This window comes from Streptomyces sp. SAJ15, assembly GCF_007595705.1.
Lineage (GTDB): Bacteria > Actinomycetota > Actinomycetes > Streptomycetales > Streptomycetaceae > Streptomyces.
Genome location: NZ_NISY01000002.1, coordinates 68,139 through 92,611 on the forward strand (window position 1 = coordinate 68,139; position 24,473 = coordinate 92,611).

A 24,473-nucleotide genomic window follows, 5' to 3' on the forward strand; every position below is an offset into this window, starting at 1 on the left:
GCCACCACAGGTTGTGTCCCTGGTACGGAGCCCCCTCGGTGGTCGCCTATGCTGGTGGCTGCTTCGAGAGGCCCTCACGACGGGCCGGTCGAGGCTGTCAGTCGTACCTGGTCGTACGCCGTTTCCGAGGGTGGAAGAAGGGTGGGGAAACCATGCACTGCCCCTTCTGCAGGCACCCCGACAGCCGAGTCGTCGACAGTCGGACCACCGACGACGGCTGCTCCATTCGTCGGCGTCGCCAGTGCCCGGACTGCTCCCGGCGGTTCACCACCGTGGAGACCGCGTCCCTGATGGTGATCAAGCGGAGCGGGGTCACCGAGCCCTTCAGTCGCACCAAGGTCATCTCTGGGGTGCGCAAGGCGTGCCAGGGGCGCCCGGTCACCGAGGACGCGCTCGCCCTGCTGGGGCAGCGGGTCGAGGAGGCGGTGCGCGCGACCGGCAGCGCCGAGCTGTCGACCCATGACGTGGGGCTCGCGATACTCGGCCCGCTCAAGGAGCTCGACCTCGTCGCGTACCTCCGGTTCGCCTCCGTCTACCAGGCGTTCGACTCGCTGGAGGACTTCGAGGCGGCCGTCGCCGAGCTGCGTCAACAGCAGCCGCTCCGCGCGCCCGCCGAGGGCGGGCCGGACGCCGCCACCGGGCGTGGTGGAGCCGTGCAGGACTCCGCGCCTGCCGTCGTCGCCGACTGAGCGACGACCACGAACCTGCCCGGGCGCCGCCGTGCGCGTGGGCGACAGAACAGAACACCGTGCCAAGGAAGAATTTGGCACATCAGGGCGTTTTGCCCGTATCAGGGAGGCGGAATGACAGAGACGGCGAGCGGCCCGGCGCGAGGTTCCCGTTCCAAGGGAAGCAAGGCTGCCAAGGGTCTGCGTATCGAGCGCATCCACACCACCCCCGGCGTGCACCCGTACGACGAGGTGGCGTGGGAGCGTCGTGACGTCGTCATGACCAACTGGCGCGACGGCTCGGTCAACTTCGAGCAGCGTGGCGTCGAGTTCCCCGACTTCTGGTCGGTGAACGCGGTCAACATCGTCACGAGCAAGTACTTCCGCGGCGCGGTCGGCACCCCCCAGCGGGAGACCGGCCTCAAGCAGCTCATCGACCGCATCGTGAAGACCTACCGGAAGGCCGGCGAGGACCACCGGTACTTCGCCTCCCCGGCCGACGCGGAGATCTTCGAGCACGAGCTCGCCTACGCCCTCCTGCACCAGATCTTCAGCTTCAACTCGCCGGTGTGGTTCAACGTCGGCACCCCGCAGCCGCAGCAGGTCAGCGCCTGCTTCATCCTCTCCGTCGACGACTCCATGGAGTCGATCCTCGACTGGTACAAGGAAGAGGGGATGATCTTCAAGGGCGGCTCCGGCGCCGGCCTGAACCTCTCCCGCATCCGCTCCTCCAAGGAGCTGCTCTCCTCCGGCGGCAACGCCTCCGGCCCGGTCTCCTTCATGCGCGGCGCCGACGCCTCCGCCGGAACGATCAAGTCCGGTGGAGCCACCCGCCGGGCGGCCAAGATGGTCGTTCTCGACGTCGACCACCCCGACATCGAGGACTTCATCGAGACCAAGGTCAAGGAGGAGGAGAAGATCCGCGCGCTGCGCGACGCGGGCTTCGACATGGACCTGGGCGGCGACGACATCACGTCCGTCCAGTACCAGAACGCCAACAACTCGGTGCGCGTGAACGACGAGTTCATGACGGCCGTGGAGAACGGCGGCACCTTCGGTCTGCGCGCCCGACTCACCGGCGAGGTCATCGAGGAGGTCGACGCCAAGTCGCTCTTCCGCAAGATGGCCGAGGCCGCCTGGGCCTGCGCCGACCCCGGCATCCAGTACGACGACACCATCAACCGGTGGCACACCTGCCCGGAGTCCGGCCGGATCACCGCGTCGAACCCGTGCAGCGAGTACATGCACCTGGACAACACCTCGTGCAACCTCGCCTCGCTGAACCTGATGAAGTTCCTCAAGGACGACGGCGAGGGCAACCAGTCGTTCGACTCCGAGCGCTTCGCCAAGGTCGTCGAGCTGGTCATCACCGCGATGGACATCTCCATCTGCTTCGCCGACTTCCCCACCCAGAAGATCGGTGAGAACACGCGCGCCTTCCGCCAGCTGGGCATCGGCTACGCCAACCTCGGCGCGCTGCTGATGGCCACCGGCCACGCGTACGACAGCGAGGGCGGCCGCGCCCTGGCCGGCGCCATCACCTCCCTGATGACCGCCACCTCGTACCGGCGCTCCGCCGAGCTGGCCGCCGTCGTCGGCCCGTACGACGGCTACGAGCGGAACGCCGAGCCGCACCAGCGCGTCATGAAGCAGCACGCGGACGCCAACACCACCGCCAAGCGGATGGACGACCTGGACACCGCGATCTGGGCCGCGGCCACCGAGGCCTGGCAGGACGTGCTCCGCCTCGGCGAGAAGAACGGCTTCCGCAACTCCCAGGCGTCCGTGATCGCCCCGACCGGCACCATCGGCCTGGCGATGTCCTGCGACACCACCGGCCTGGAGCCCGACCTCGCCCTGGTCAAGTTCAAGAAGCTGGTCGGCGGCGGCTCGATGCAGATCGTCAACGGCACGGTCCCGCAGGCGCTGCGCCGCCTCGGCTACCAGCCGGAGCAGATCGAGGCGATCGTCGCCCACATCGCCGAGCACGGCAACGTGATCGACGCCCCGGGTCTCAAGGCCGAGCACTACGAGGTCTTCGACTGCGCCATGGGCGAGCGCTCCATCTCCCCGATGGGCCACGTCCGCATGATGGCCGCCATCCAGCCGTGGATCTCCGGCGCGCTCTCCAAGACCGTGAACATGCCGGAGTCCGCCACCGTCGAAGAGGTCGAGGAGATCTACTTCGAGGCGTGGAAGATGGGCGTCAAGGCGCTCGCGATCTACCGCGACAACTGCAAGGTCGGCCAGCCGCTCTCGGCCAAGAAGAAGGACGAGGCGAAGAAGGACGAGAAGGCCGAGCTCGCGGAGAAGACCGAGGAGACGATCCGCGCGGCCGTCGAGAAGGTCGTCGAGTACCGTCCGGTCCGCAAGCGCCTCCCGAAGGGTCGTCCCGGCATCACCACCTCCTTCACGGTCGGCGGCGCCGAGGGCTACATGACGGCCAACTCCTACCCGGACGACGGCCTCGGCGAGGTCTTCCTGAAGATGTCCAAGCAGGGTTCGACCCTCGCGGGCATGATGGACGCCTTCTCGATCGCCGTCTCGGTCGGCCTCCAGTACGGCGTGCCGCTGGAGACCTACGTCTCGAAGTTCACCAACATGCGCTTCGAGCCGGCCGGCATGACCGACGACCCGGACGTGCGGATGGCGCAGTCGATCGTCGACTACATCTTCCGCCGCCTGGCGCTGGACTTCCTGCCCTTCGAGACCCGCTCGGCGCTGGGCATCCACTCCGCGGAGGAGCGCCAGCGCCATCTGGAGACCGGTTCCTACGAGCCGATCGACGAGGACATGGACGTCGAGGGCCTGGCCCAGTCCGCCCCGCGCCAGACGGAGGCGCCGAAGCCCGTCGTCGCCGCCCCGCCGGCCCCCGTCGTCGAGGCCCCCAAGCAGGCGCACACCTCGGCAGAGCTCGTCGAGATGCAGCTGGGCATCAGCGCGGACGCGCCGCTGTGCTTCTCCTGCGGCACCAAGATGCAGCGGGCCGGCAGCTGTTACATCTGCGAGGGCTGCGGCTCGACCAGCGGCTGCAGCTGATGCCGGGCCCGTCCCGGCGGTGATCTGACCAGTCAGGGCGGTGGCGCCGATTCTTCGGCGCCACCGCCCTTGGCGTTGGTGGCCTTGGGCTCGCGCCCGAGGCGACCCGGTCCGCCGTCCGACGGTGAGCGAGAGGCCCGGGAGCACGCGCACTTCACCCCCGGGGCGGGGAGCCGAGGACATCGGCTCCCCGCCCCGGGGTCGTGGTGTGTACGGCTCGGGGCGAGCATGCGAGCGCGCGCCGTAGCGCGCCGGCGCGCGGGCGGTTCTCGTCCCTGGCACGTGATGCACGCCACCTTCGGAGTCGTACGATATTGCGGTGCTGGTCAAGTGGATTCGCTGCACCGTGGTGGACCGCCGAGGGTTCGAGCGCGGGCAGCGGAAGTGGGCGGGGTTGCTCGGCGAACCGGGGTTCCGGGGTCAGGGCGGTGGTTGGAGCTTCCGGCGCCCGGACGTGGCGCACATATTCGGCTTCTGGGAGAGCCGCGCGTTCTACGACTCCTTCATGGCGCGATCACATGATCGTCTGGCTGCGGGACAGGCGGGGACGTTCAAGAACACCCAGGTCAGACTGTTCGAGCGCAGGTTTGACGTGAAGGTGGGCTTCCAGCCGCGGTTCAGCGACGCGGATGTGGTCCGGGTAGCCCACTGTCGGGTGCACGAGGACCGGGTGGAGCACTTCACCCATGTGCAGGAGAAAGTGTGGAACCCGGCTATGGCGGGGTCGCCCGGGATGCTGCGCGGGGTCTTCGGCGAGGCGCCGGGAAGCGAGTTCCTGGTGTTGTCCATCTGGGACTCGGCCGCCGAGCACGGGAAGTACCGCACGGAGCGGGTCGAGCGGCTCGCGCTGCGCGCGCAGACCGAGACCGATGTGGCGGCGATCGCCGGAGATGTCGTGGCCCTGGAGTCCACCTGGACCGTCTGACCGCGCGGGACGTACGCGGGCCGACCGACGGCCCGCTCATGCCCCGGGCCCAGCCCGGGCGGTACCCGGTCGGTACGGGGCCGACCGGGCCGGGCTGAGCGGGGTGCGCGCGGGGCCCGCCCGGCGGCCGGGGCGCGTGGCGCGGCCGCTCGCGCGCGCCGTGCGGCATCCCGGTCAACCCGTCGCACCGCCCGGAGTGGCGCCCGTGGTGTCGCTCGTCGTGTAGGCCCCGGCGCTCACGGCCGCGTGGACGGCCGCCGCGGTCTGGTCGGCGAGGGCCTCGTCGAGCGGTTCGCGGGTGATCAGGACCCGGAAGAACAGCGGTGCGGAGACGGCCCGTACGACCGCGTCCGCGTCGGTGCCCGCCGGCGCCTCGCCGCGCTCCACCGCGCGCCGGACGACGTCGGCGCAGCGCGCGAAGCGCTCGGCGTAGAAGCCGCGCAGCGCGTCCGCGGCGCGCTCGGACTGGAACGCCGCGGCGATGAACGCGCTGGGAGCGGCGGCGGTCGCGGGGTCGGAGAAGGTGTCGTACACCTCCCGGGCCAGGGCGCGGAGATCGCCTTCGAGGGTCCCCGTGTCGGGCGGGGTCCAGCTGTCCTCGCCCGCCAGGTCGAGGGCGTCGGCGACCAGCCCCTCCACGCCGCCCCAGCGACGGTAGAGCGTGGTCTTGTGGACGCCGGAGTGCTCGGCGACGTACTCGACGGTCAGGCCGGGATAGCCGTGTTCCGTGAGCCCGGTGAGGACGGCGTCACGGACGGCGGCGCGGGTCCGGGCGGTGCGCCCGCCCGGGCGGACGGTCCCGGGCGGCTGCGACGCGTTCGGGGCGGCGGTGTCGGTGCGCGTGGGGGTGCTGCCGGCTTTGGCGCCGCCCCGCCGGCGTCCGGCCCGGGAACCGGAGGTGGGGGATTCCGTATTCAAGTGCAACTCCTGTTGCGTTAGTAGCTGCCGTGTGTCACCATCATCGTAACGCGACACCGGTTGCGTTAGATGGCTGATCGGCCGTCGCCGTCCTGTTTCCAAGCGTCCCGGAGGTCGCCCTTGACCGCTCAGAAGTCCACTCAGCTCTCCCTGCGCGGCGTCACCGTGTCCCGCGGCGACCGGCTCCTCCTCGAGGACGTGTCGTTCTCGGTACGGCCCGGCGAGCGGATCGGGATCGTGGGTGAGAACGGCGCGGGGAAGTCCACCCTGCTGCGGCTGCTGGCCGGGCTGGAGCCGCCGGACGACGGGGTGGCGGTGACGGCCGCCGACGGCGGCGTGGGGCACCTCGGCCAGACCCTGGAGCTGCCCCCGGACCACACCGTCGGCGACGCCGTCGACGCGGCCCTCGCCGAGTTGCGGACCATGGAGCGCGGGCTGCGGGCGCTGGAGGAGCGTCTCGACGGCGACGACGCGGCTGCCGCGCTGGCCGAATACGGCGAACTGCTCACCGCGTTCGAGGCGCGCGGCGGCTACGAGGCCGACGCGCGGGTCGACAAGGCCCTGCACGGCCTGGGCCTCGCGCACATCGGTCGCCATCGGCTGCTGGGCGGTCTCTCCGGCGGCGAGCGGGCCCGACTGGGCCTGGCCTGTCTGATCGCGGCGGCGCCGGAGGTCATGCTGCTGGACGAGCCCACCAACCATCTCGACGGCGCCGCGCTGACCTGGTTGGAAGACGCCCTGCGGTCCCACCGGGGCACGGTCCTCGCCGTCTCCCACGATCGTGTCTTCCTTGAGCGCGTCGCCACCGCGATCGTCGAGGTGGACGCCGACCGCCGCACCCTGGTCCGCTACGGCGGGGGATACGCGGGCTTCGTCGCGGAGAAGGCCGCCGCGCGGCGCCGCTGGGAGCAGGAGTACGACCAGTGGTGCGCCGAGGTCGCCGCCCTGACCGAGAGCGCCGCCACCGCCGCCCAGCGGGTGGCCCCCGGCCGGGCCCGCAAGGACGGCAACAAGATGGCGTACGACCGGGACAAGGGGCGCGTGCAGTCGTCGGTCTCCAGCAGGGTGCGCAACGCCCAGGAGCGGCTGCGCCGACTGAAGGAGGAGCCGGTGCCCCGCCCGCCGGAGCCGTTGCGGTTCGCGGCTCGGCCGGTCGTGGGCACGGCGGGCGGGGTGCTCGTCGGCCTCCACGGAGTGCGGGTGGGCGACCGGCTGACGGTCGACTCCCTGACCGTCTCCGCCGGGGAGCGGCTGCTGGTGCACGGCGCCAACGGCGCGGGGAAGTCCACCCTCCTGCGACTCATGGCCGGGGTGGCGGCGCCCGACGCGGGCACCGTGGTGCGGCGCGGCCGGATCGGGTACCTGGCCCAGGAGATCCCCGTCACCAGCCCCCGTGAGCGGTTGCTGGCCGCCTTCGGCCGCGGCCTCCCGGGAGCCCCCGAGGAGCAGGCGGAACTCCTGCTGTCCTACGGCCTGTTCCGCCCCCGTGACCTCCATGTGCCGGTGGGTGCGCTCTCCGTGGGTCAGCGCCGCCGGCTGGCCCTGGCCCGGCTGCTGGCCCGCCCGGCGGACCTGCTGCTGCTGGACGAGCCGACGAACCACCTGGCGCTCGACCTGGTGGAGGCCCTGGAGCGGGCCCTGGAGAGGTGGACCGGCGCCCTGGTCGTGGTCTCGCACGACCGCCTGCTGCGCGATCGCTTCAACGGCGGGGTCTGCGAGATAAGCGGCGGGCGGCCGGTCACCGGCGCCCGGAATGAGGCGGTGGCCGCGGCCGCGATCTAGGGTGGCTGCATGGCGCGACCCCACCGCATCGTCCTGGTACGGCACGGAGAATCGGAGGGAAATGTCGATGACACGGTGTACGAACGAGTGCCCGACCACGCGCTACGGCTGACGGAGCGGGGCCGGAGGCAGGCACGGGAGGCCGGCGTGCGGCTGCGCGAGCTGTTCGAGGACGAGCCGGTCTCCGCCTATGTCTCGCCGTACCGCCGCACCCACCAGACCTTCCAGTTGCTGCGCCTCGACCCCTCCCGTACCCGGGTGCGAGAGGAGCCCAGACTGCGGGAGCAGGACTGGGGAAACTGGCAGGACCGGGACGACGTGCAACGGCAGAAGGCGTATCGCGACGCCTACGGCCACTTCTTCTACCGCTTCGCCCAGGGGGAGTCGGGTGCCGACGTCTACGACCGGGTGGGTGCCTTCCTGGAGAGCCTGTGGCGGAGTTTCGAGGATCCGGGACACCCGCCGAACGTCCTGCTGGTCACCCACGGTCTCACCATGCGGCTGTTCTGCATGCGATGGCTGCACTGGACCGTCGCGGAGTTCGAGTGCCTCTCCAACCCGGGAAACGGCGAGATGCGCATGCTGCAGCTCGGTGCCGACGGGCGGTACCGGCTGGACCGTCCCTTCGAGCGCTGGTGCACGCCCGAGCCATATGACCTCACCGGTTAGGGCTTCACCGGGTTAGAGTTCGCAGCGATGAGCGCTGACCGTTTCACCCGCGCCCTCGCCAGTCTGCGGGGGCTCGCCGTGGGGGATGCCCTCGGCTCCCAGTTCTTCGTGCCCGCCAACTACCCGAAACTGTCGCGCCGTGAGCTGCCGCCCGCGCCCTGGCAATGGACGGACGACACCGAGATGGCGTGCTCGGTGCTGGCCGTCCTCGCGGCCCACGGTCGGATCGACCAGGACGCACTGGCCCGCTCCTTCGCCGAGCACCACGACTTCGACCGCGGCTACGGCCCGGCCGTGAACCGGATGCTCCGACTGATCAGGGAGGGCGACGACTGGCGGGAGCTGGCCGCCGGACTCTTCAAGGGGCAGGGCTCGTGGGGCAACGGCGCCGCGATGCGCATCGCTCCCCTCGGCGCCTGGTACGCGGGCGACGCGGAGCAGGCCACGCACCAGGCGGAGATCTCCGCCTACACCACCCATCAGCACCGGGAGGCGGTGGCCGGGGCGATGGCGGTCGCGGCCGCCGCGGCGCTGACCGCGGCTCCGGAGGGCGTCGCCGGCCCGGAGGCGCTGCTGGACGAGGTGATCGCCCTGGTGCCGCGCAGCGCCGTGCAGGCCGGGCTGCGTCGTGCCCGGGACATGCTCGACTACGGGGACACGGGCACGGTCGCCGCGGTCCTGGGCTGCGGCCGGCGCACCAGCGCCCATGACACCGTGCCCTTCGCCCTGTGGGCGGCCGCCCGCCACCTCGGCTCGTTCGAGGACGCGTTCTGGACCACCGCCCAGGCGGGCGGCGACGTGGACACCACGTGCGCGATCGTCGGCGGTGTGATCGCGGCCGGCGAGGCGGGCGCCCCGCCGCTCGCCTGGTGGGAGAGCGTCGAGGCGCTTCCGGACTGGCTCCCGTCGGCAGGGTGATCGGCCGACCGGCGACGGCGACCGGTCACCCGTGACCTGACCCTTCGATGCTTCGCTCGCGGCCGGCCTCCCGTGGCGTTCAGGGCGGTGATCGTCGGACGCGCCGGAGCGGCCACGCGCCGGCGTCCTCCGCGCGTCGAGGCGGTGATCTCCGTTCTCGGCGCTCGGAGTTCGCCGGAGCCGGCCCTCGGCGAGGCGCGGTCCACCCGGGCGCGCGCCGGCCGCGACGGGGATGCCCCGCCGTTCCGAAGGGCGGTGGCGGCTCGGTGGGCGGCCCCTGCGCCGAGGGCGTCATCACGGCGGCGTAGTGTGGTTCACGTCATGGCCTACGAACCGCCCACTCACACCGTCGAGCGCTCCCTGCGCGCCACCACCGGAGCCCGGATCATCGTCGGTATCGACGAGGTCGGGCGAGGGGCGTGGGCAGGCCCGGTCACCGTCTGCGCGGCCGTCACCGGCCTGCGTCGGCCGCCCGCCGGGCTCACGGACTCCAAGCTGCTCACGCCCAAGCGGCGCACGGAACTCGCCCGCGAACTGGAGAGCTGGGTGACCGCGCACGCGCTCGGGCACGCCTCGCCCCAGGAGATCGACGAGCTGGGCATGACCGCCGCGCTGCGGCTCGCCGCGACGCGTGCCCTCGACGGGCTGCCGATGCGCCCCGACGCGGTGATCCTCGACGGGAAGCACGACTACCTCGGGGCGCCCTGGCGGGTGCGCACCGTCATCAAGGGCGACCGCAGCTGTGTCGTGGTGGCCGCGGCCTCGGTGATCGCCAAGGTCTACCGAGACGCGATGATGGTCGAACTCGGAGTCGAGCATTCCGACTTCTGCTTCGCTGACAACGCCGGTTACCCTTCGCCGGTACACCGCGCAGCCTTGGAGGAGCTCGGGCCCACTCCGCATCACCGCCTGTCCTGGGCCTACCTGGACGCCCTGCCGCGTTGGCGGCACCTCAAGCGGGGCCGCAGCGCCCCTGAAACCGCTGCGATGGAAGCCGTTGGCCAATTGGGTTTCGACTTCTGAGCGGAGAATTCCGCCACCCGCCGATGCGACTCGCACCGGCGTTTGATAAATATCAGATCATGCCTCTCTTCCCCGAGGAGCCTCAGATTCACGAGAGTGTCCCGGGTCCCCGCGCGACGCCGGCCGCTGGCCGCACCGTGCCGACCCCCCGTCCCGTCCCCGGTCCCGGACCCCGGCCCGTTCCGCGGCGCCCCGGCACCCCGGGCCCGAACCGCGGTCCGGCCGCGCCCCCGTCGCAGCGCGCCGGGGGCGACGCCGCGAAGCCCGCACCGCCCACCAAGGCATCGTCCACTCCGCAGATCCAGCTGATCCCCGCCTCGGTGGAGGGCGCGCTGGACGCCGCGGACGAGGCCGTCGACCTGTTGCTGGACTCCGGCCGCGCACCGAGCGACATCCTGGTGCTCACCACCGGTGACCAGCACCCCTGGGCCGCGCACGAGCTGTCGTTCGGCGAGGACTCGTACTGGGCGCAGCACGACGCCGGTGACGACGTCTTCTACGCCGACATCGAGGCCTCGCGCGCCCAGTCCCGCCCAGTGGTGGTCGTCGCGGTCAACGGTGGTGCCGACGCCTCCGTCGCCCGCGCCCTGCCCGGGGCGATGGCCCGTGCCAAGGTGCTGCTGATCGTCTGCGGGGACCCGCAGCGGATCAACAGCCTCATGACCGCGGGCGTCTGACCCCGGCGGCAGGGTCTCACCACCCGTGTGACGGTCCGGGTCCGGACCGAGCCCCCGGTAGCCGGAGCGCCCGGTGTCCGGCGGCCCCTGCCGACGGGGCCGCTCGTCACCGGGCGGCTGTGTGCCGGTGTGCCTCCGGCGCGCCGCCGCCGGACCGGGCCAGCCCGGCCGGGGCGACGCCCCCGGTGTCCAGGGAGCCCTTCGCCATCCTCTCGGGGCGGCCCTGGCGCGGAATGACGGCGGAGGAGGCCGGGGCGTTCGCATCCACGGTCCACTCCGGAGCGGAGGCGGCGTGCGGCCGCCTGCCGCCGCGCGCCTCGCCCAGCACCTGCCAGCCGCCGGGGGTGAGCGTGATGTACGCCCCGCAGCGCAGCCCATGCAGGGTGCAGGCGTCTCGCAGGCCCCACATCCAGGCCCCGTCCTCCTCCGTCCAGCGGCCTTCGCCGTCACGGCAGTAGAGCAGCACCGCGGTGCGGACCGGTCTACGGCGGCGCAGGTCGTGGGGTATCACGCTGCGCAGCCGGTCCAGCAGCGCGTTGCGGAACTCCCAGCCGTCGGCCGCGGTGTTCCCACGGCTGAAGGACGCGCTTGCCACCAGGCGTTCCTCGGGATCGAGGACCGCGACGACCGCCGTCGAGGGGGTGGGCAGATGGCGCGCGTGCAGGCCGGTGATCACTGCACGTGGATCGCGCAGCAAAGGGATGCTCGCGGCGGCCCACTCGGCTGGTTCGAGCAGCCGGCCCAGCGGTGTGGCGCGGTCGGCGGATGGCGGCGGAGCGAAGCTGAGGGCCACGGTCCTCCCTTCGTCTGCGCGCACGGTCGGTCGCGGGGCGTGCGACGGGCAGCACGCCACGACACCCAGCGGACCGCGGGCGAATGGGGATGGGAAGCTGACTCCATTCTTTCGGTCGCACTGGCATGCGGCAACGCGCCTGTGGCCGCTGATGGCCGATATGTGGTGGTGTGGCCTCTATATTCCTGCGCGTTCCCGTCGATGGCTCCGTCGGCTCACCCCTGCACCGCCAGGACCAGCGGAAACACCTCTCCCGCCCCCGCCTGCCGCAACAGGCGAGCGGCCACCGCCATGGTCCACCCGGTGTCGGCCAGATCGTCCACGAGCAGCACCGGTCCGCCCGCCCGGGCGAGCGCGGCCGCCAGGTCCGGATCGACGGTGAGCGCCCCGTGCAGCGCCCGCAGCCGCTGGGCGCTGTTGCTGCGTGGAATACGCGTGTCCGCCCCGGCGTCCGCGTACCCCACGGTTCCGAGCAGGGGCATCCGGCCCACCGAGGAGATCCGCTCGCCGAGGGACTGGATCAGCCGCGGGCGGGTGCGCGAGGCGATGGTGACGACGCCGACCGGACGCGCGGGGGCGTCGGGGGCTCCCGAGGCCCAGCCGCCGGGCCCCCTGGCCCAGTCCGCGAGCACCGTGACCACCGCGTCCGCGACATCGTCGGGCACGGGGCCGTCCGGGGTCTGCGGGGAGAGCAGCGGGCGCAGCCGGTTGCCCCAGCCGATGTCGGAGAGCCGGCCCAGCGCCCGGCCGGTGGCGGCCTGTTCGCCCGCCGGGATGCGGCCCTTGAGGTCGACGCCGACGGCGGGCAGCCCCGTCGGCCACATCCGACGCGGCTCCACCTCGACCCCCGGCCGGCCGAGCTCACCGCGCGCCGCGTCGAGCGCCGAAGCGGACACCTCGGCGGTGAACCGAGCCCCCGCGCAGTTGTCACAGCGCCCGCACGGCGCGGCCGTCTCATCGTCCAACTGCCGCCGCAGGAACTCCATCCGGCAGCCGCCCGTCGTCGCGTACTCCCGCATGGCCTGCTGCTCGGCCTCGCGCTGCCGGGCCACCCACGCATAGCGCTCGGCGTCGTACGTCCAGGGGCGTCCGGTCGCCGTCCAGCCGCCGCGCACCCGACGCACCGCGCCGTCCACGTCGAGCACCTTGAGCATGATCTCCAGCCGTGAGCGGCGCAGGTCGACCTGCGGTTCGAGGGCCGGCAAGGACACCGGGCGGTCCGCCGCGGCCAGCACGTCGAGGGTGCGGCGCACCTGCTCCTCGGCGGGGAAGGCGAGCGAGGCGAAGTACCGCCAGATCGCCTCGTCCTCGCGCCCGGGAAGCAGCAGCACCTCGGCGTGCTCCACCCCGCGGCCGGCCCGGCCGACCTGCTGGTAGTAGGCGATGGGGGAGGACGGCGAGCCCAGGTGGACCACGAAGCCGAGGTCGGGCTTGTCGAAGCCCATGCCCAGCGCCGAGGTGGCGACCAGCGCCTTGACGCGGTTTCCGAGCAGATCCTCCTCGGCCTGCAGCCGATCGGCGTTCTCCGTCTTGCCGGTATAGGAGGAGACGGTGTGGCCGCGCTGCCGCAGGAACGCCGTGACCTCCTCGGCGGCCGCGACCGTGAGGGTGTAGACGATCCCCGAGCCCGGCAGGTCCGAGAGGTGGTCGGCCAGCCAGGCCAGCCGGTGCGCGGCGTCCGGCAGGGAGACCACGGACAGGCTCAGGCTCTCGCGCTCCAGCGGCCCCCGCAGCACCAAGGCCCGCGAGGACTCCGGCCCGGCCCCCGGCTGCTGTCCGCCGGTGCCCAGCTGATCGGCGACATCGGCGGTGACCCGGGCGTTGGCGGTCGCGGTGGTCGCCAGCACCGGGACGCCGGGCGACAGCTCCGCGAGCATGGTGCGCAGCCTGCGATAGTCGGGCCGGAAGTCGTGCCCCCAGTCGGAGATGCAGTGCGCCTCGTCGACGACCAGCAGACCGGTGGCGGCGGCGAGCTTGGGCAGCACCTGGTCGCGAAAGTCCGGGTTGTTCAGCCGCTCCGGGCTGACCAGCAGCACATCCACATCACCGGCGGCCACCTCGGCCTGGACGGTGTCCCACTCCTCGGTGTTGGCCGAATTGATGGTGCGCGCGCGGATCCCGGCCCGCTCGGCCGCCTCGACCTGGTTGCGCATCAGCGCGAGCAGCGGGGAGACGATTACCGTGGGGCCGCTGCCGCGCTCGCGGAGCAGCGCGGTCGCCACGAAGTACACCGCGGACTTGCCCCAGCCCGTGCGCTGCACCACCAGCGCCCTGCGGCGGTCGGCGACCAGCGCCTCGACCGCCCGCCACTGGTCCTCGCGCAGTCGGGCGGCGCCGGTGGCGTCCCCGACGAGGCGGGCGAGGACACGGTCTGCCGAGGCACGGAGTTCGTCGTTGCTCATCCCCCCATGCAACCCGATGCCACCGACATCACGCGAATGCTCTCGGCAGCCTGTGGATAACGTTATCCACAGGGGTGGTGCGATCATGCCGGGCCGCGGGACCGTCCTGCCATGACCGAACACAACGCATCGCCCGTCCCGTCCGGCCAGGAGGAGATCACCCTCCGCAACCCCGCGGAACTCGCCGACGCCCTCCCGTATCTGCTGGGCTTCCACCCCGACGACAGCATCGTCCTCGCCGCCCTGCACGGCCCGCAGGGCCGGTTCGGCGGGCGGCTCAGGCTCGGCATCCCCGACGCCCGCGAGGACTGGCCGGAGGTGAGCCACCAGCTCGCCGAGTCCCTGGTGACGGCCGGGGAGCGGCGTGGGATCCGCCCGGACGGCATCGTCCTCTTCCTCTGCCAGGACCCGGCGGAGGCGGAGTCGGGACGGGACGTGATGGAGCGGCTGCGGCCGCTGGCCCAACAGTTGCGCACCGCGTGCGGACGGCTGGACGTGCCGGTCTTCGAGGCGCTGTGCCTGTCCGACGGGCGGTTCTGGTCGTACTGCTGCCCGGACCCGCGTTGCTGCCCCGCGGACGGGACGCCGCTCGGCCTCCCGGGCACCTCGGTGATGGCCGCGGCCGCCGCCTACGCGGGCATCCAGGTGCGCGGATCGCTGCGGGAGATGGAGGCGCGGCTCGCCCCGCTCGCCGCGCCGCTGGCCGAGGAGCAGGAGGACGCCCTGGACACGGCGGGCGCCGAGCTGGTTCCGAGGATCCTGGGTGGCGTCGACTGCGCGACCGTGCGCGAGGAGACGCTGCGCCTCGCGGGGGAACTGGTGGAGCGGTTCCGCGCCGCGCCGCCCATCGCCGACCCCCTCGCCGCCGACGCCCGCGACGACCGCCTGCTCGACCCGGGGAAGGCCGCTGACGTCATCATCGGCCTTCAGGACCGCATCACGCGCGACCGTGCGGCGCAGTGGATGGAGGGCGCCGACGCCGAGGCCGCGCTGCGGCTGTGGCGGGCCCTGGCCCGCCGCTGCGTGGGTTCGTACACGGAGCACGCGGCGGTACCGCTCACCCTCGCCGGCTGGGTCGCCTGGTCCACCGGCGACGAGCCGGCGGCGCGGGTGGCGCTGAGCCGCGCCCTGCGCGCCGACCCGGACTACCTCTTCGCCAGGCTGTTGCACCAGGCGTGCAACGAGGGGCTCGATCCGGAGCTGCTGCGTCGGTGCCTGCGGCAGGAGCGCGCCGACCACGCCCTGCACACCGCCCTGCACGAGGAGACGGAGCGCGGCGCGCCGACGCCCCTGCTGAGCGTGCCGGCCGGGCCTCCGGGCGGCAGCCGCCGCAAGGCGCGCCGGGGCCGACCGGCGCCCAGCGGCCCCGGGGCGGGCGCGGCCCGAGCCGCCGACCGCCCCACCGGGAAGGCCCGTCCGCCCCGCCGGACAGGACCGCGCGGCAGCCGCGGGCGCCGCTGACGGCCGTGTTCGGGCCGCCCAGCGTGACCTGTGCGCCGATCATGCCGTTCACCCATTGGCCACGGCCGTCGAAATCCGTGATCTCTCCAGGAGGGCAGAGGATGCAGGGCATGGTCCCCACCGACCCGACGGTCGGCCGCCCGGCCCCGCCGCCGCGGGCGGCCACGGGACGGGCCGCCCCCACCCCGCAGCCGGTGCACCGGGCGCTGATCTGCGTCTCGATGCCCGCCTTCGCGATCTCCGACGAGCACGGCCAACTCACCGGCCAGGGGCTGGACGGGTTCTACAGGTCCGGCCGCCGAGTGCTGGCCCGCTGCCGGCTGCGGGTCGCGGGGCAGGACCCACTCCCCGTGCAGGGACAGCTGGTCGGCGCCGACCGGGCCCGCTTCGTCTCGACGGTGCGCACCTCGGCCGATCCCGGACCGGACCCGGGGGTGAGCGTGGAGCGGCTGCGGCACGCCGACGGGACCGAGCGGATCACCTTGCGCAGCGCCTCCCCACGCGCGGTCAGACTCCCCGTGGAGCTGGCCGTGGGCACCGACCTGGCCGAACTCGCCGCGGTCGGAACCGGGCTGGCCGGGCCCGAACTCCCCGGCAGCGTCCACGATTCCGGCATGCGCTGGGCCACCACCGGGGGGATACACGCGGTGGTGGCGGCCGACCCCGCGCCCACCGACACACTGGCCCACGCCGGTCTGCTCCGCTGGGACGTGGAGCTCGACCCCGGTGCCGCCCACAGCATCGAGCTGCGCGTTCGACTGGAGACCCCGCCCGCCACGCGCCCGACGGCCATGGGCGCGGCGGCGGCCGCGCCCGCCGCCGCGCCGCCCGGGCAGAGCCCCGAGCACCTCTGGCGGGCCGCGCGGGCCCAAGGCGACGACGCCCGGGTCGAGGACCTGCTGCGCACAGCCCTCGGCGACCTGTGCGGCCTCCTCGTGCGCGACCGTGGACACCCCGCCGACAGCTACCTGGTCGCGGGCGTCCCCTGGCGCTGCGGACTGGCCCCCGCCGAGGCGCTGTGGGCCGCCCGGCTCACCCTCCCGCTGGGGACCCGCCTCGCCGCCGGCACGCTGCGCACCCTGGCCCGCACCCAGCGGACGGGACGCGGGTCCGACGCGGGCCACATCCCCGGGTCGCTGCGCCACAGCGGTCCGCATCTGCCGCCCGGCTGCACGGGGGTCGAGGCGACCCTGCTGTTCCCGGTCGTGCTGGCCGAAGCCCGCCGCTGGGGGCTGCCCGATCGCGAGGTCGGGCCACTCCTGGACGCCGTGGAGGGCTGTCTGCGCTGGTTGCTCGCGGCAGCAGGAGAGAGCGGCTTCATCCCCGACCCGGCGCCGGGCGGGCCGTACCGCTGCGAGACCCAGGCGCACGCCCACCGCGCGGCCCTGCTCGGCGCCGACCTCCTCGACGCCTACGGCCGCCCGGGAGGGGCACAGGCCCGCGAGTGGGCGGCCGCGTTGCGCGGACGCTTCCGGGAGGACTTCTGGATCGACGACCTCGCCGGCGGGCGCCCCGCCGCCGCGCTGCTCGCAGGCGGCCGGCCGGTGGCGCACCTGGGCGGGGCCGCGGCCCACCTCCTCGATACCGGACTGCTCGGCGGCGGCCGCCTCGCCGCGGGGTTGCTCGATCCGGCGCGCACCGAGCAACTGGCCCGGTTGCTGGGCAGCCCCGCCCTCGACTCCGGGTGGGGGCTGCGCAGCCTCGGCGCCAAGGAGCCCGGACACAACCCGTTCGGCCACCGCGGCGGCGCCGTCCGGGTCCACGAGACGGCGGTGGCCGTCGCGGGGCTGGCCGCGGCGGGCTATGAGAAGGAGGCGGGCGCCCTGCTGCGCGGCGCCCTCGACGCCGCGCAGCACTTCGGCCACCGGCTGCCGGAGATGTACGCGGGGGAGCAGCGCGTCACCGGCGGCGTCCCGCTGCCGCACCCCGCCGCCTGCCGCCCGGCCGCGGTCGCGGCCGCCGGGGCGGCGCAACTGCTCATCACGGCGGCCGGGGTCCGCCCGGATGTGCCCGGAGGGTCCGTGGCCGTGCGGCCCATGCACACCGCTCCGCTGGGTGCCGTTCAGTTCACCGGCCTGCGCGTGGCCGAGCAACCCTTCGCCCTGAGGGTCAGCCGTCTCGGCTTGGGCATGGTCGAGGAGGCCGCGGATGGACTGCAGTTGGGAGGGTGAGACAGCCGTGAACACGCTGACGGGAATGCCGGGGAGGCGCGACCTCCCGCACATCGGCCGTGACGGTCAAGCGCCTGATTATCGTCAGGAAGACGACTATGATCGCGTTATGCCCTACGACCCCTCGGCCTTCCCGCCCTTCGCCGTCACCGTGGACCTGGTCGTGCTCACCGTGCGGCGGCACGCGCTGTGCGCGCTCGCCGTCCGCCGCGGCGAGCCGCCCTTCCAGGGGCGATGGGCGCTGCCGGGCGGATTCGTGCGGCCCGACGAGGACCTCTCGGCCGCCGCCGCGCGAGAGCTGTCCGAGGAGACCGGGCTGCTCGCCCACGACCCGGACCTCCCGGTCCCTCCGAACGCGGCCCACCTCGAACAGCTGGCCACCTACGGTGATCCCAAGCGCGACCCCCGCATGCGGGTGGTGAGCGTCGCCCACCTGGTGCTGGCGCCCGACCTGCCGGCCCCGCGTGCCGGGGGCGACGCCCACAGTGTGCGCTGGGCCCCGGTGGAGTCCCTGCTCGACCCCAGCGGCGCGTTCGGCCGGGATCCGGAGATCTCCGCCCCGCTCGCCTTCGACCACGCCCGCATCCTCGCCGACGGCGTGGAGCGCGCCCGCTCCAAGATCGAGTACTCCTCGCTGGCCACCGCCTTCTGCCCGCAGGAGTTCACCGTCGGCGAGCTCCGCCGGGTCTACGAGGCGGTGTGGGGCGTCGCGCTCGATCCGCGCAACTTCCATCGCAAGGTCACGGGCACGCCGGGATTCCTGGTGCCCACCGGCGGGACGACGACGCGTCAGGGTGGCCGCCCGGCACAGCTGTTCCGGGCCGGCGGCGCCACGCTGCTGAACCCGCCGATGCTGCGCCCCGAGGTGTGACAGGGCGGCCCTCCCGCCCGCTCCGCCCTTGACGTGTGCGCTGACTCCGCCGTACGAGGCGGGGAGGGGCTGGGCGACCTCCGCCCACCCGGAGCCCTGCCCATGCCCCGGCGCCGCACTCCTCGTGCCTCCGCGCCGCCCTGTCGTGGTCTCCGCGCCGCACCGCTGTGGCCTCGGCGCCGCGCTGTCGTGTCTCCGCGCCGCGCTGTCGTGGCCTCCGCACCGCCTGCCGTGCCTCCGCGCCGCACTGTCGGCCTCCGCGCCGTGCCGTCGTCTCTCCGCGCCGCACCGGCGGGGCGTCTGCACCGCGCCGACGTCGCCGGACGGCTCCCCGCCTCGTTCCGGGTGCTCCTGGTCTGTCGTCCGCACGCACCGGCCGTCGCCGCGGCGGCGCTGGTACGCGAGGTCGCCCAGTGCTCCGCCATGCCGCTCCGCCAGGCCGGCGTTCGCGCGGCGCCGCGGCGGCACCGAAGTGACGCCGCAGCCGCGCCGGCACACCGTTCACGTACCGGACCGTCGCCCTACCGATCCCGCCGCCGGCCGGTCGCCCCCGGCAGTGGGGCATCGGACGCGGTCGCCCCCGGCAGTGGGGGGCGGACGCGGTCGCCCCACAGTGGGGTGTCGAACGCGCTCGCCTCGCCGGCGCCCGCCTCGCAGTCGATGCTCCTCAGCCGCAGGCCCGGATCCCGCCTCGGCCTCGGGCCCCTGCCCCTTGAACCCCCGCTCATCCGCCTCTGCCCCTTGAACCCCGCTCATCCGCCTCTGCCCCTCGAACCCCGCTCCTCGGGCCTCTGCTCCTCGAACCCCGGAGCCCTCACCGCCCCCGCAGGCCCCGAGGCCCGCCGTCTGCGGCCCGGGCGGCTCCGGCGTTTCCGGGTGCCGGCACGCCGCCTCCGCCTCTGGGCGGGACCTTCGGTCCGCCCGGCTCGGGCGTTCACGCCGATTGCCTCGTTCCGGTTGCCGGATCCGCGGGGGCGGCCCGGCGCACGCCCCTCGCGCCCGTCATTGCCCACGCGCCGTACGCCCTCGGTCACGGGCCTGAGCGGGGACAGGGCGGGCGCTGGCCGCGCGACCAGGCCCAAGGCCCCTGGAGGGTGGCCATTTCTGCCCGATTGGGCGTCAATTGTGAGGTAATGGGCGATCACCCTTTCGTGTGCTTTTCACCAAAGACCTCAAGGGGTCCGGAAGCGTCGCCGACAAAGGATGCGTGAGTACCCTTGCGCACACCACGATGACCGCGGCTCGCCCCGCCGATTCCGGACTTGCCGGCTCGGGCGAGCTTGACCGCTACTCCTACGCCGACGGCCCCGGTGCCGACCGCGGCAGCGCCCCCTCCTGGGAGGGCGCCGACGCGGAGATCGGCCGCGTGGGGCGCCGCGCCGCCGGCAATCGAGGCCGCGGGTTGCATGGCCAACTCGTCCAGCAGCTGGGGCAGATGATCGTCTCCGGAGACCTGGGCGCCGACCGCCCGCTCGTCCCCGAGGAGATCGGCCAGCGCTTCGAGGTCTCCCGGACCGTCGTCCGCGAGTCGCTCCGGGTCCTGGAGGCCAAGGGCCTCGTCAGCGCCCGTCCCAACGTCGGCACCCGGGTCCGGCCGGTCAGCGACTGGAACCTGCTGGACCCGGACATCATCGAGTGGCGGGCGTTCGGCCCGCAGCGCGATGACCAGCGTCGCGAGCTGTGTGAGCTGCGCTGGACGATCGAGCCGCTGGCCGCCCGCCTCGCCGCCGGGCACAACCGCGAGGACGTGCAGCAGCGGCTCGCCGACATGGTCGAGATCATGGGTCACTCGCTGGCTCAGGGCGACTCGCTGACCTTCTCTCGCGCGGACGCCGAGTTCCACGCGCTGCTGCTCCAGGTCGCCGGAAACCGGATGCTGGAGCACCTGGCTGGCATCGTCGCCGCCGCGCTGCACGTCTCCGGCGGACCGGTCACCGGCTGCGACCGCCTCACCGAGGCCGGCCTCGGGCACCACCGCCGGATCGTCGACGCCGTCGGCGCGGGTGACGCCGCGGCCGCGGAGAGCGCCATGCGGCAACTGCTGACCGTGCACCCCGAGGTCGAGCGCGTGGTGCCGGCGCCCCGCGAGCACTGAACCGGCCCCACGCGCATGCGTACGGACGCGCACGAGACGGCGTCGTCGGATCCATCGCGGTGTCCGCACCGGGATCCCCCCGGGGAGCCGACCCGGGAGCCGGGTCGGCGCCCGAGTCGGGAGCCGCTCGGCGGTCCGGCCGGGGATCCGGCCGCGGATCCCCTCCGAGGCCCGCTCCAGGGTCTCGGTGGATTCGGCGACGCGGTGTGATTCGTCCGTTTCGGACGGGATTCGCGGCGATTGTGGTGTGACTCGGGCCACGAGGATTGGGCGTAACGCTCCTTGAGGCAGCGCGATGACTAAAGAGGTGGTAGCCGCGGAGGGAATACAAAGGTCGCTTACGACGCTGTATCTCTCTGCACTTCCGCCCGCCGCCGCCGGTTCATCCCTGCCGGCGGTCGTCGGCTCCGGTCCTCCGAGGACGGGGCCGGATGCCGTTCCCATCATTCCGAGAGGTTGTTCGTGTCGGCCAGCACATCCCGTACGCTCCCGCCGGAGATCGCCGAGTCCGAGTCTGTCATGGCGCTCATCGAGCGGGGAAAGGCTGAGGGGCAGATCGCCGGCGACGATGTGCGCCGGGCCTTCGAGGCTGACCAGATTCCGCCAACCCAGTGGAAGAACGTTCTGCGCAGCCTCAACCAGATCCTCGACGAGGAGGGTGTGACGCTGATGGTCAGTGCCGCAGAGGCGCCCAAGCGCACCCGCAAGAGCGTCGCAGCGAAGAGTCCGGCGAAGCGCACCGCCACCAAGACCGTCACCAAGACGGTCACCGCCAAGAAGACCGCAGCCGTCACCACCACCTCGGCCGCGGCCGAGGGCGGCGTGGACACGGCCGACGAGGCCACGGCGCCCGCCAAGAAGGCCGCCGCGAAGAAGACCACCACGGCGAAGAAGGCCGTGGCGAAGAAGACCGCCGCCAAGAAGACGACGGCCAAGAAGACCGCCGCCAAGAAGGACGCGGACGACCTGCTCGAGGGCGAGGAGCCGCTCGAGGAGGTCACCGGTCCCGGCAAGCCGGGCGAGGGTGAGGGCGAGGGCGAGGCCCAGGGCTTCGTGCTCTCCGACGAGGACGAGGACGACGCCCCCGCGCAGCAGGTCGCCGCGGCCGGTGCCACCGCCGACCCGGTCAAGGACTACCTCAAGCAGATCGGTAAGGTCCCGCTGCTCAACGCCGAGCAGGAGGTCGAGCTCGCCAAGCGCATCGAGGCCGGCCTGTTCGCCGAGGACAAGCTCGCCAACGCCGACAAGCTGGCGCCGAAGCTGAAGCGCGAGCTGGAGATCATCGCCGAGGACGGCCGTCGGGCCAAGAACCACCTCCTGGAGGCCAACCTCCGTCTGGTGGTCTCCCTGGCCAAGCGCTACACCGGCCGCGGCATGCTCTTCCTGGACCTCATCCAGGAGGGCAACCTGGGTCTGATCCGCGCGGTCGAGAAGTTCGACTACACCAAGGGCTACAAGTTCTCCACGTACGCCACCTGGTGGATCCGGCAGGCGATCACCCGCGCCATGGCCGACCAGGCCCGCACCATCCGTATCCCGGTGCACATGGTCGAGGTCATCAACAAGCTCGCGCGCGTCCAGCGCCAGATGCTCCAGGACCTGGGCCGCGAGCCCACCCCGGAGGAGCTGGCCAAGGAGCTCGACATGACCCCGGAGAAGGTCATCGAGGTCCAGAAGTACGGTCGCGAGCCGATCTCTCTGCACACCCCGCTCGGTGAGGACGGCGACAGCGAGTTCGGTGACCTCATCGAGGACTCCGAGGCGGTCGTCCCGGCCGACGCCGTCAGCTTCACGCTGCTCCAGGAGCAGCTGCACTCCGTTCTGGACACGCTCAGCGAGCGCGAGGCGGGCGTGGTCTCCATGCGCTTCGGCCTCACCGACGGCCAGCCCAAGACGCTGGACGAGATCGGCAAGGTCTACGGCGTGACGCGTGAGCGCATCCGCCAGATCGAGTCGAAGACGATGTCCAAGCTGCGCCACCCGTCGCGTTCGCAGGTTCTGCGCGACTACCTCGACTGACAGACCGGCGCGACGATCAGTGCCTGACGGGCACGTCGCGCGATGATCCCCGCGAAGGCCGGGCTCCCCTGGGAGCCCGGCCTTCGCGTTGTCCGATCACGGCTGGTCCGGCCTCATCGCCGGCGACCTCGTGACGCCGGGCGTTGCCGGCGACCTCGCGACGCCGAGGATTGTCCGCCACCCGGGCGTCGGCGGACGTGCTGTTCGAGATGCGTGATGCGATTCGCTGGGTAACGCTAAGTATGCAGACCGTTCCGTAACGTCAGGAGGTTGTATGCGCAACTCGCGCCGTCCGCTCCTCGCGGCGGCCCCGCTGGCGTCCCTGCTCGGCGCCCTCGCCCTACTGTTCGCCATGTCCGCTCCGGCGGCCGCCGATCGTGTCGTCGTGGGAGGGCACCCGGTGCGCCTCGCCGACGCCCCGTGGACCGTCGCGCTGGCCAGCCGCAGTCACTTCGGCCCGGCCCGCTCCGGCCAGTTCTGCGGCGGCGTGGCCATCAGCCGCAGGACGGTGCTCACCGCGGCGCACTGTCTGCGAACCGATGTGCTGGGCGTGGACTGGCGTGACATCCCCGACCTGCGCCTGATCGCCGGCCGTGGCGATCTGGGGGCCGACGACGGCGAGGAGGTCCCGCTGCAGCGGGTGTGGATCAACCCGGCCTATGACACCTTCACCAACGCCTGGGACGTCGCGGTGCTGACCGTCTCCCGTCCCCTGCCGATCTCCAAGGTGATCCCGATAGCGGAGGCGGGGGGCACGGAGTACCAGCCGGGCACCGCGGCGGCGGTCTACGGCTGGGGCGACATGCGGGGCAACGGCAGCTATGCCGCGGGGCTGCGGTCGGCGCACGTCAAGGTCCTCGACGACACGGTGTGCGAGCGCGCCTATCCGGGCACCCGGAACGGCACCTACCACCGACCCTCCATGCTGTGCGCCGGGTTGCCCAGCGGGGGTCGGGACGCCTGCCAGGGGGACAGCGGCGGTCCGCTGGTGGCCCGGGGCCGGCTGATCGGGCTGGTGTCCTGGGGCAGTGGCTGTGGCGAGGCGGGTCGGCCGGGCGTCTATACGCGGATCTCCGCGGTCGCCCCGCTGGTGGCGGCGCACGGCTGATGGCCCGGCCGGACCTGCTGGGCCCTGGGGCTGCCCGCGGCGCCTGCTGGCCGCGGATGGCGCCGACAGGGGCGTGATGGGCCCGTCAGGGCCCGCTGAGGGGCCTTGTGGCCCCCACGGGGCCTTGGGTCTCGTGGTCCAAGGCGGGCCGGCGCTGTCGCGGGCTGGTCGGACCGCCTCGGATCGACTGAGGCCGGGCCGGAATCGGTGCCGCCGCCCTCGGCCGGCATCGGGTCGTGGGTGCCTCCGTGCGGGGCCGGGTCGCAGGTCCGGGTCCTGGTCCGGAGGGCGGACCGCGGCTCGGAGGCCCGAGGCCGAGCTGGGCCTGGGTCGTGAGCCTGGGCCTGGGTTCGCACCCAGGCCGCCGACCGGAGGGCGCCGTGGGCCGGAAACGAGAACGGGCGGTCGCCCCCGGTCGCGGGGACGGCCGCCCGAGCCCCGGCCTCTCGGCCGGAACGTCTCGCTCGTCGTGTAAAACGAAGGGTCGGTGCCGCTCAGCGCTCGTCGTCGGTCGCGGACGCCGGGACGGTGGTGAGTCGCTCCGTCTCGTCCTGTATCTCCGCGGCGATCTTCTTGAGCTCCGGCTCGAACTTGCGCCCGTGATGGGCGCAGAAGAGCAGCTCGCCGCCGCTCATCAGGACGACGCGCAGGTATGCCTGGGCGCCGCAGCGGTCGCAGCGGTCAGCGGCCGTCAGCGGGCTCGCGGGGGTCAGAACAGTAGTCACGTCGCCTCTTCTCTAGCTCGACGAGCTGTCGTACCAGGGTCAACATCCAACCAGGCCGAAAACGTTCCCGCTCGCGGCTTTTCCTCGAAAATTCCTTCAGAGTCGACTGAATGGTGACGGTTGGCGGCGAATGAGCCGTATTGCTGTGTTTTACGGGTTCATGTTCGCTCTTGTTGCTCTTTGTCGGTTTTGCCCTCCCGGCTGGCTTG

18 protein-coding genes are annotated in these 24,473 nt (G+C 72.9%); 14 read left to right on the plus strand and 4 right to left on the minus strand.

What is annotated here, in order from left to right:
* The first annotated feature begins 152 nt into the window (after nt 1-152).
* The 3 genes from nrdR to CD790_RS05890 all read left to right on the plus strand — a co-directional run bounded on the left by nrdR (nt 153) and on the right by CD790_RS05890 (nt 4,632).
* Nucleotides 153-689 (plus strand): transcriptional regulator NrdR, encoded by a 537-nt coding sequence (nrdR, locus tag CD790_RS05880; protein ID WP_144381978.1) that lies wholly within the window; start codon nt 153-155, stop codon nt 687-689.
* Between the two features lie 114 nt (nt 690-803).
* Complete coding sequence (locus tag CD790_RS05885) at nt 804-3,707, plus strand: vitamin B12-dependent ribonucleotide reductase (protein WP_144381979.1); 2,904 nt, start codon at nt 804-806, stop codon at nt 3,705-3,707.
* Nucleotides 3,708-4,026: 319 nt separating this feature from the next.
* Nucleotides 4,027-4,632 carry a YdbC family protein gene (locus tag CD790_RS05890; RefSeq protein WP_144381980.1) on the plus strand — a complete coding sequence of 202 codons (606 nt, stop codon included), beginning with the start codon at nt 4,027-4,029 and terminating at the stop codon, nt 4,630-4,632.
* A gap of 174 nt (nt 4,633-4,806) precedes the next feature.
* On the opposite strand, the gene CD790_RS05895 is transcribed toward CD790_RS05890, so the two are convergent.
* Nucleotides 4,807-5,550, minus strand: coding sequence for a TetR/AcrR family transcriptional regulator (locus tag CD790_RS05895; protein ID WP_144381981.1), 744 nt, complete (start codon nt 5,548-5,550; stop codon nt 4,807-4,809).
* 69 nt (nt 5,551-5,619) lie between these two features.
* On the opposite strand from CD790_RS05895, the gene abc-f reads away from it, so the two are divergent.
* The 5 genes from abc-f to CD790_RS05920 all read left to right on the plus strand — a co-directional run bounded on the left by abc-f (nt 5,620) and on the right by CD790_RS05920 (nt 10,619).
* The gene (abc-f, locus tag CD790_RS05900) at nt 5,620-7,332 is read left to right on the plus strand and encodes a ribosomal protection-like ABC-F family protein (RefSeq protein ID WP_144381982.1); all 1,713 of its coding nucleotides are present in this window, start codon (nt 5,620-5,622) and stop codon (nt 7,330-7,332) included.
* A 9-nt stretch (nt 7,333-7,341) separates the two neighbouring features.
* A complete protein-coding gene (locus CD790_RS05905; RefSeq protein WP_144381983.1) occupies nt 7,342-8,001 on the plus strand; it encodes a histidine phosphatase family protein in 660 nt (219 codons plus the stop codon).
* 27 nt (nt 8,002-8,028) lie between these two features.
* A complete protein-coding gene (locus CD790_RS05910) occupies nt 8,029-8,919 on the plus strand; it encodes an ADP-ribosylglycohydrolase family protein (protein ID WP_144381984.1) in 891 nt (296 codons plus the stop codon).
* A 321-nt stretch (nt 8,920-9,240) separates the two neighbouring features.
* Nucleotides 9,241-9,942 (plus strand): ribonuclease HII, encoded by a 702-nt coding sequence (locus CD790_RS05915; protein WP_144381985.1) that lies wholly within the window; start codon nt 9,241-9,243, stop codon nt 9,940-9,942.
* Nucleotides 9,943-10,001: 59 nt separating this feature from the next.
* Nucleotides 10,002-10,619: a hypothetical protein gene (locus CD790_RS05920; protein WP_144381986.1), complete on the plus strand. Its 618-nt coding sequence runs from the start codon at nt 10,002-10,004 to the stop codon at nt 10,617-10,619.
* A gap of 106 nt (nt 10,620-10,725) precedes the next feature.
* On the opposite strand, the gene CD790_RS05925 is transcribed toward CD790_RS05920, so the two are convergent.
* Together CD790_RS05925 and CD790_RS05930 are read right to left on the minus strand one after the other, a co-directional pair.
* Complete coding sequence (locus CD790_RS05925) at nt 10,726-11,412, minus strand: hypothetical protein (RefSeq protein ID WP_144381987.1); 687 nt, start codon at nt 11,410-11,412, stop codon at nt 10,726-10,728.
* Nucleotides 11,413-11,627: 215 nt separating this feature from the next.
* The gene (locus CD790_RS05930; protein ID WP_144381988.1) at nt 11,628-13,814 is read right to left on the minus strand and encodes a RecQ family ATP-dependent DNA helicase; all 2,187 of its coding nucleotides are present in this window, start codon (nt 13,812-13,814) and stop codon (nt 11,628-11,630) included.
* Nucleotides 13,815-13,925: 111 nt separating this feature from the next.
* On the opposite strand from CD790_RS05930, the gene CD790_RS05935 reads away from it, so the two are divergent.
* The 6 genes from CD790_RS05935 (at nt 13,926) to CD790_RS05960 (ending at nt 23,539) form a co-directional block, all read left to right on the plus strand.
* Nucleotides 13,926-15,275 (plus strand): DUF4192 domain-containing protein, encoded by a 1,350-nt coding sequence (locus CD790_RS05935; RefSeq protein WP_144381989.1) that lies wholly within the window; start codon nt 13,926-13,928, stop codon nt 15,273-15,275.
* 101 nt (nt 15,276-15,376) lie between these two features.
* Complete coding sequence (locus CD790_RS05940) at nt 15,377-17,446, plus strand: glycogen debranching N-terminal domain-containing protein (protein ID WP_399217015.1); 2,070 nt, start codon at nt 15,377-15,379, stop codon at nt 17,444-17,446.
* A 109-nt stretch (nt 17,447-17,555) separates the two neighbouring features.
* Nucleotides 17,556-18,317, plus strand: coding sequence for an NUDIX domain-containing protein (locus CD790_RS05945; RefSeq protein WP_144381990.1), 762 nt, complete (start codon nt 17,556-17,558; stop codon nt 18,315-18,317).
* A 1,207-nt stretch (nt 18,318-19,524) separates the two neighbouring features.
* Nucleotides 19,525-20,412 carry a FadR/GntR family transcriptional regulator gene (locus CD790_RS05950; RefSeq protein WP_186318895.1) on the plus strand — a complete coding sequence of 296 codons (888 nt, stop codon included), beginning with the start codon at nt 19,525-19,527 and terminating at the stop codon, nt 20,410-20,412.
* Between the two features lie 462 nt (nt 20,413-20,874).
* On the plus strand, nt 20,875-22,431 hold the full coding sequence (locus CD790_RS05955) for an RNA polymerase sigma factor (RefSeq protein WP_186318896.1): 1,557 nt from the start codon (nt 20,875-20,877) through the stop codon (nt 22,429-22,431).
* A gap of 274 nt (nt 22,432-22,705) precedes the next feature.
* On the plus strand, nt 22,706-23,539 hold the full coding sequence (locus CD790_RS05960; RefSeq protein ID WP_144381993.1) for a trypsin-like serine protease: 834 nt from the start codon (nt 22,706-22,708) through the stop codon (nt 23,537-23,539).
* 494 nt (nt 23,540-24,033) lie between these two features.
* On the opposite strand, the gene CD790_RS05965 is transcribed toward CD790_RS05960, so the two are convergent.
* The gene (locus CD790_RS05965) at nt 24,034-24,264 is read right to left on the minus strand and encodes a hypothetical protein (RefSeq protein ID WP_144381994.1); all 231 of its coding nucleotides are present in this window, start codon (nt 24,262-24,264) and stop codon (nt 24,034-24,036) included.
* Nucleotides 24,265-24,473 lie beyond the last annotated feature (209 nt).

Excerpts from the sequence above, each read along its gene's own strand:
- nrdR (WP_144381978.1), top strand. The coding sequence starts at position 153 with ATGCACTGCCCCTTCTGCAGGCACCCCGACAGCCGAGTCGTCGACAGT.
- CD790_RS05885 (WP_144381979.1), top strand. The coding sequence starts at position 804 with ATGACAGAGACGGCGAGCGGCCCGGCGCGAGGTTCCCGTTCCAAGGGA.
- abc-f (WP_144381982.1), top strand. The coding sequence starts at position 5,620 with ATGGCTGATCGGCCGTCGCCGTCCTGTTTCCAAGCGTCCCGGAGGTCG.
- CD790_RS05905 (WP_144381983.1), top strand. The coding sequence starts at position 7,342 with ATGGCGCGACCCCACCGCATCGTCCTGGTACGGCACGGAGAATCGGAG.
- CD790_RS05910 (WP_144381984.1), top strand. The coding sequence starts at position 8,029 with ATGAGCGCTGACCGTTTCACCCGCGCCCTCGCCAGTCTGCGGGGGCTC.
- CD790_RS05915 (WP_144381985.1), top strand. The coding sequence starts at position 9,241 with ATGGCCTACGAACCGCCCACTCACACCGTCGAGCGCTCCCTGCGCGCC.
- CD790_RS05920 (WP_144381986.1), top strand. The coding sequence starts at position 10,002 with ATGCCTCTCTTCCCCGAGGAGCCTCAGATTCACGAGAGTGTCCCGGGT.
- CD790_RS05930 (WP_144381988.1), bottom strand. The coding sequence starts at position 13,814 with ATGAGCAACGACGAACTCCGTGCCTCGGCAGACCGTGTCCTCGCCCGC.
- CD790_RS05935 (WP_144381989.1), top strand. The coding sequence starts at position 13,926 with ATGACCGAACACAACGCATCGCCCGTCCCGTCCGGCCAGGAGGAGATC.
- CD790_RS05940 (WP_399217015.1), top strand. The coding sequence starts at position 15,377 with ATGCAGGGCATGGTCCCCACCGACCCGACGGTCGGCCGCCCGGCCCCG.
- CD790_RS05945 (WP_144381990.1), top strand. The coding sequence starts at position 17,556 with ATGCCCTACGACCCCTCGGCCTTCCCGCCCTTCGCCGTCACCGTGGAC.
- CD790_RS05960 (WP_144381993.1), top strand. The coding sequence starts at position 22,706 with ATGCGCAACTCGCGCCGTCCGCTCCTCGCGGCGGCCCCGCTGGCGTCC.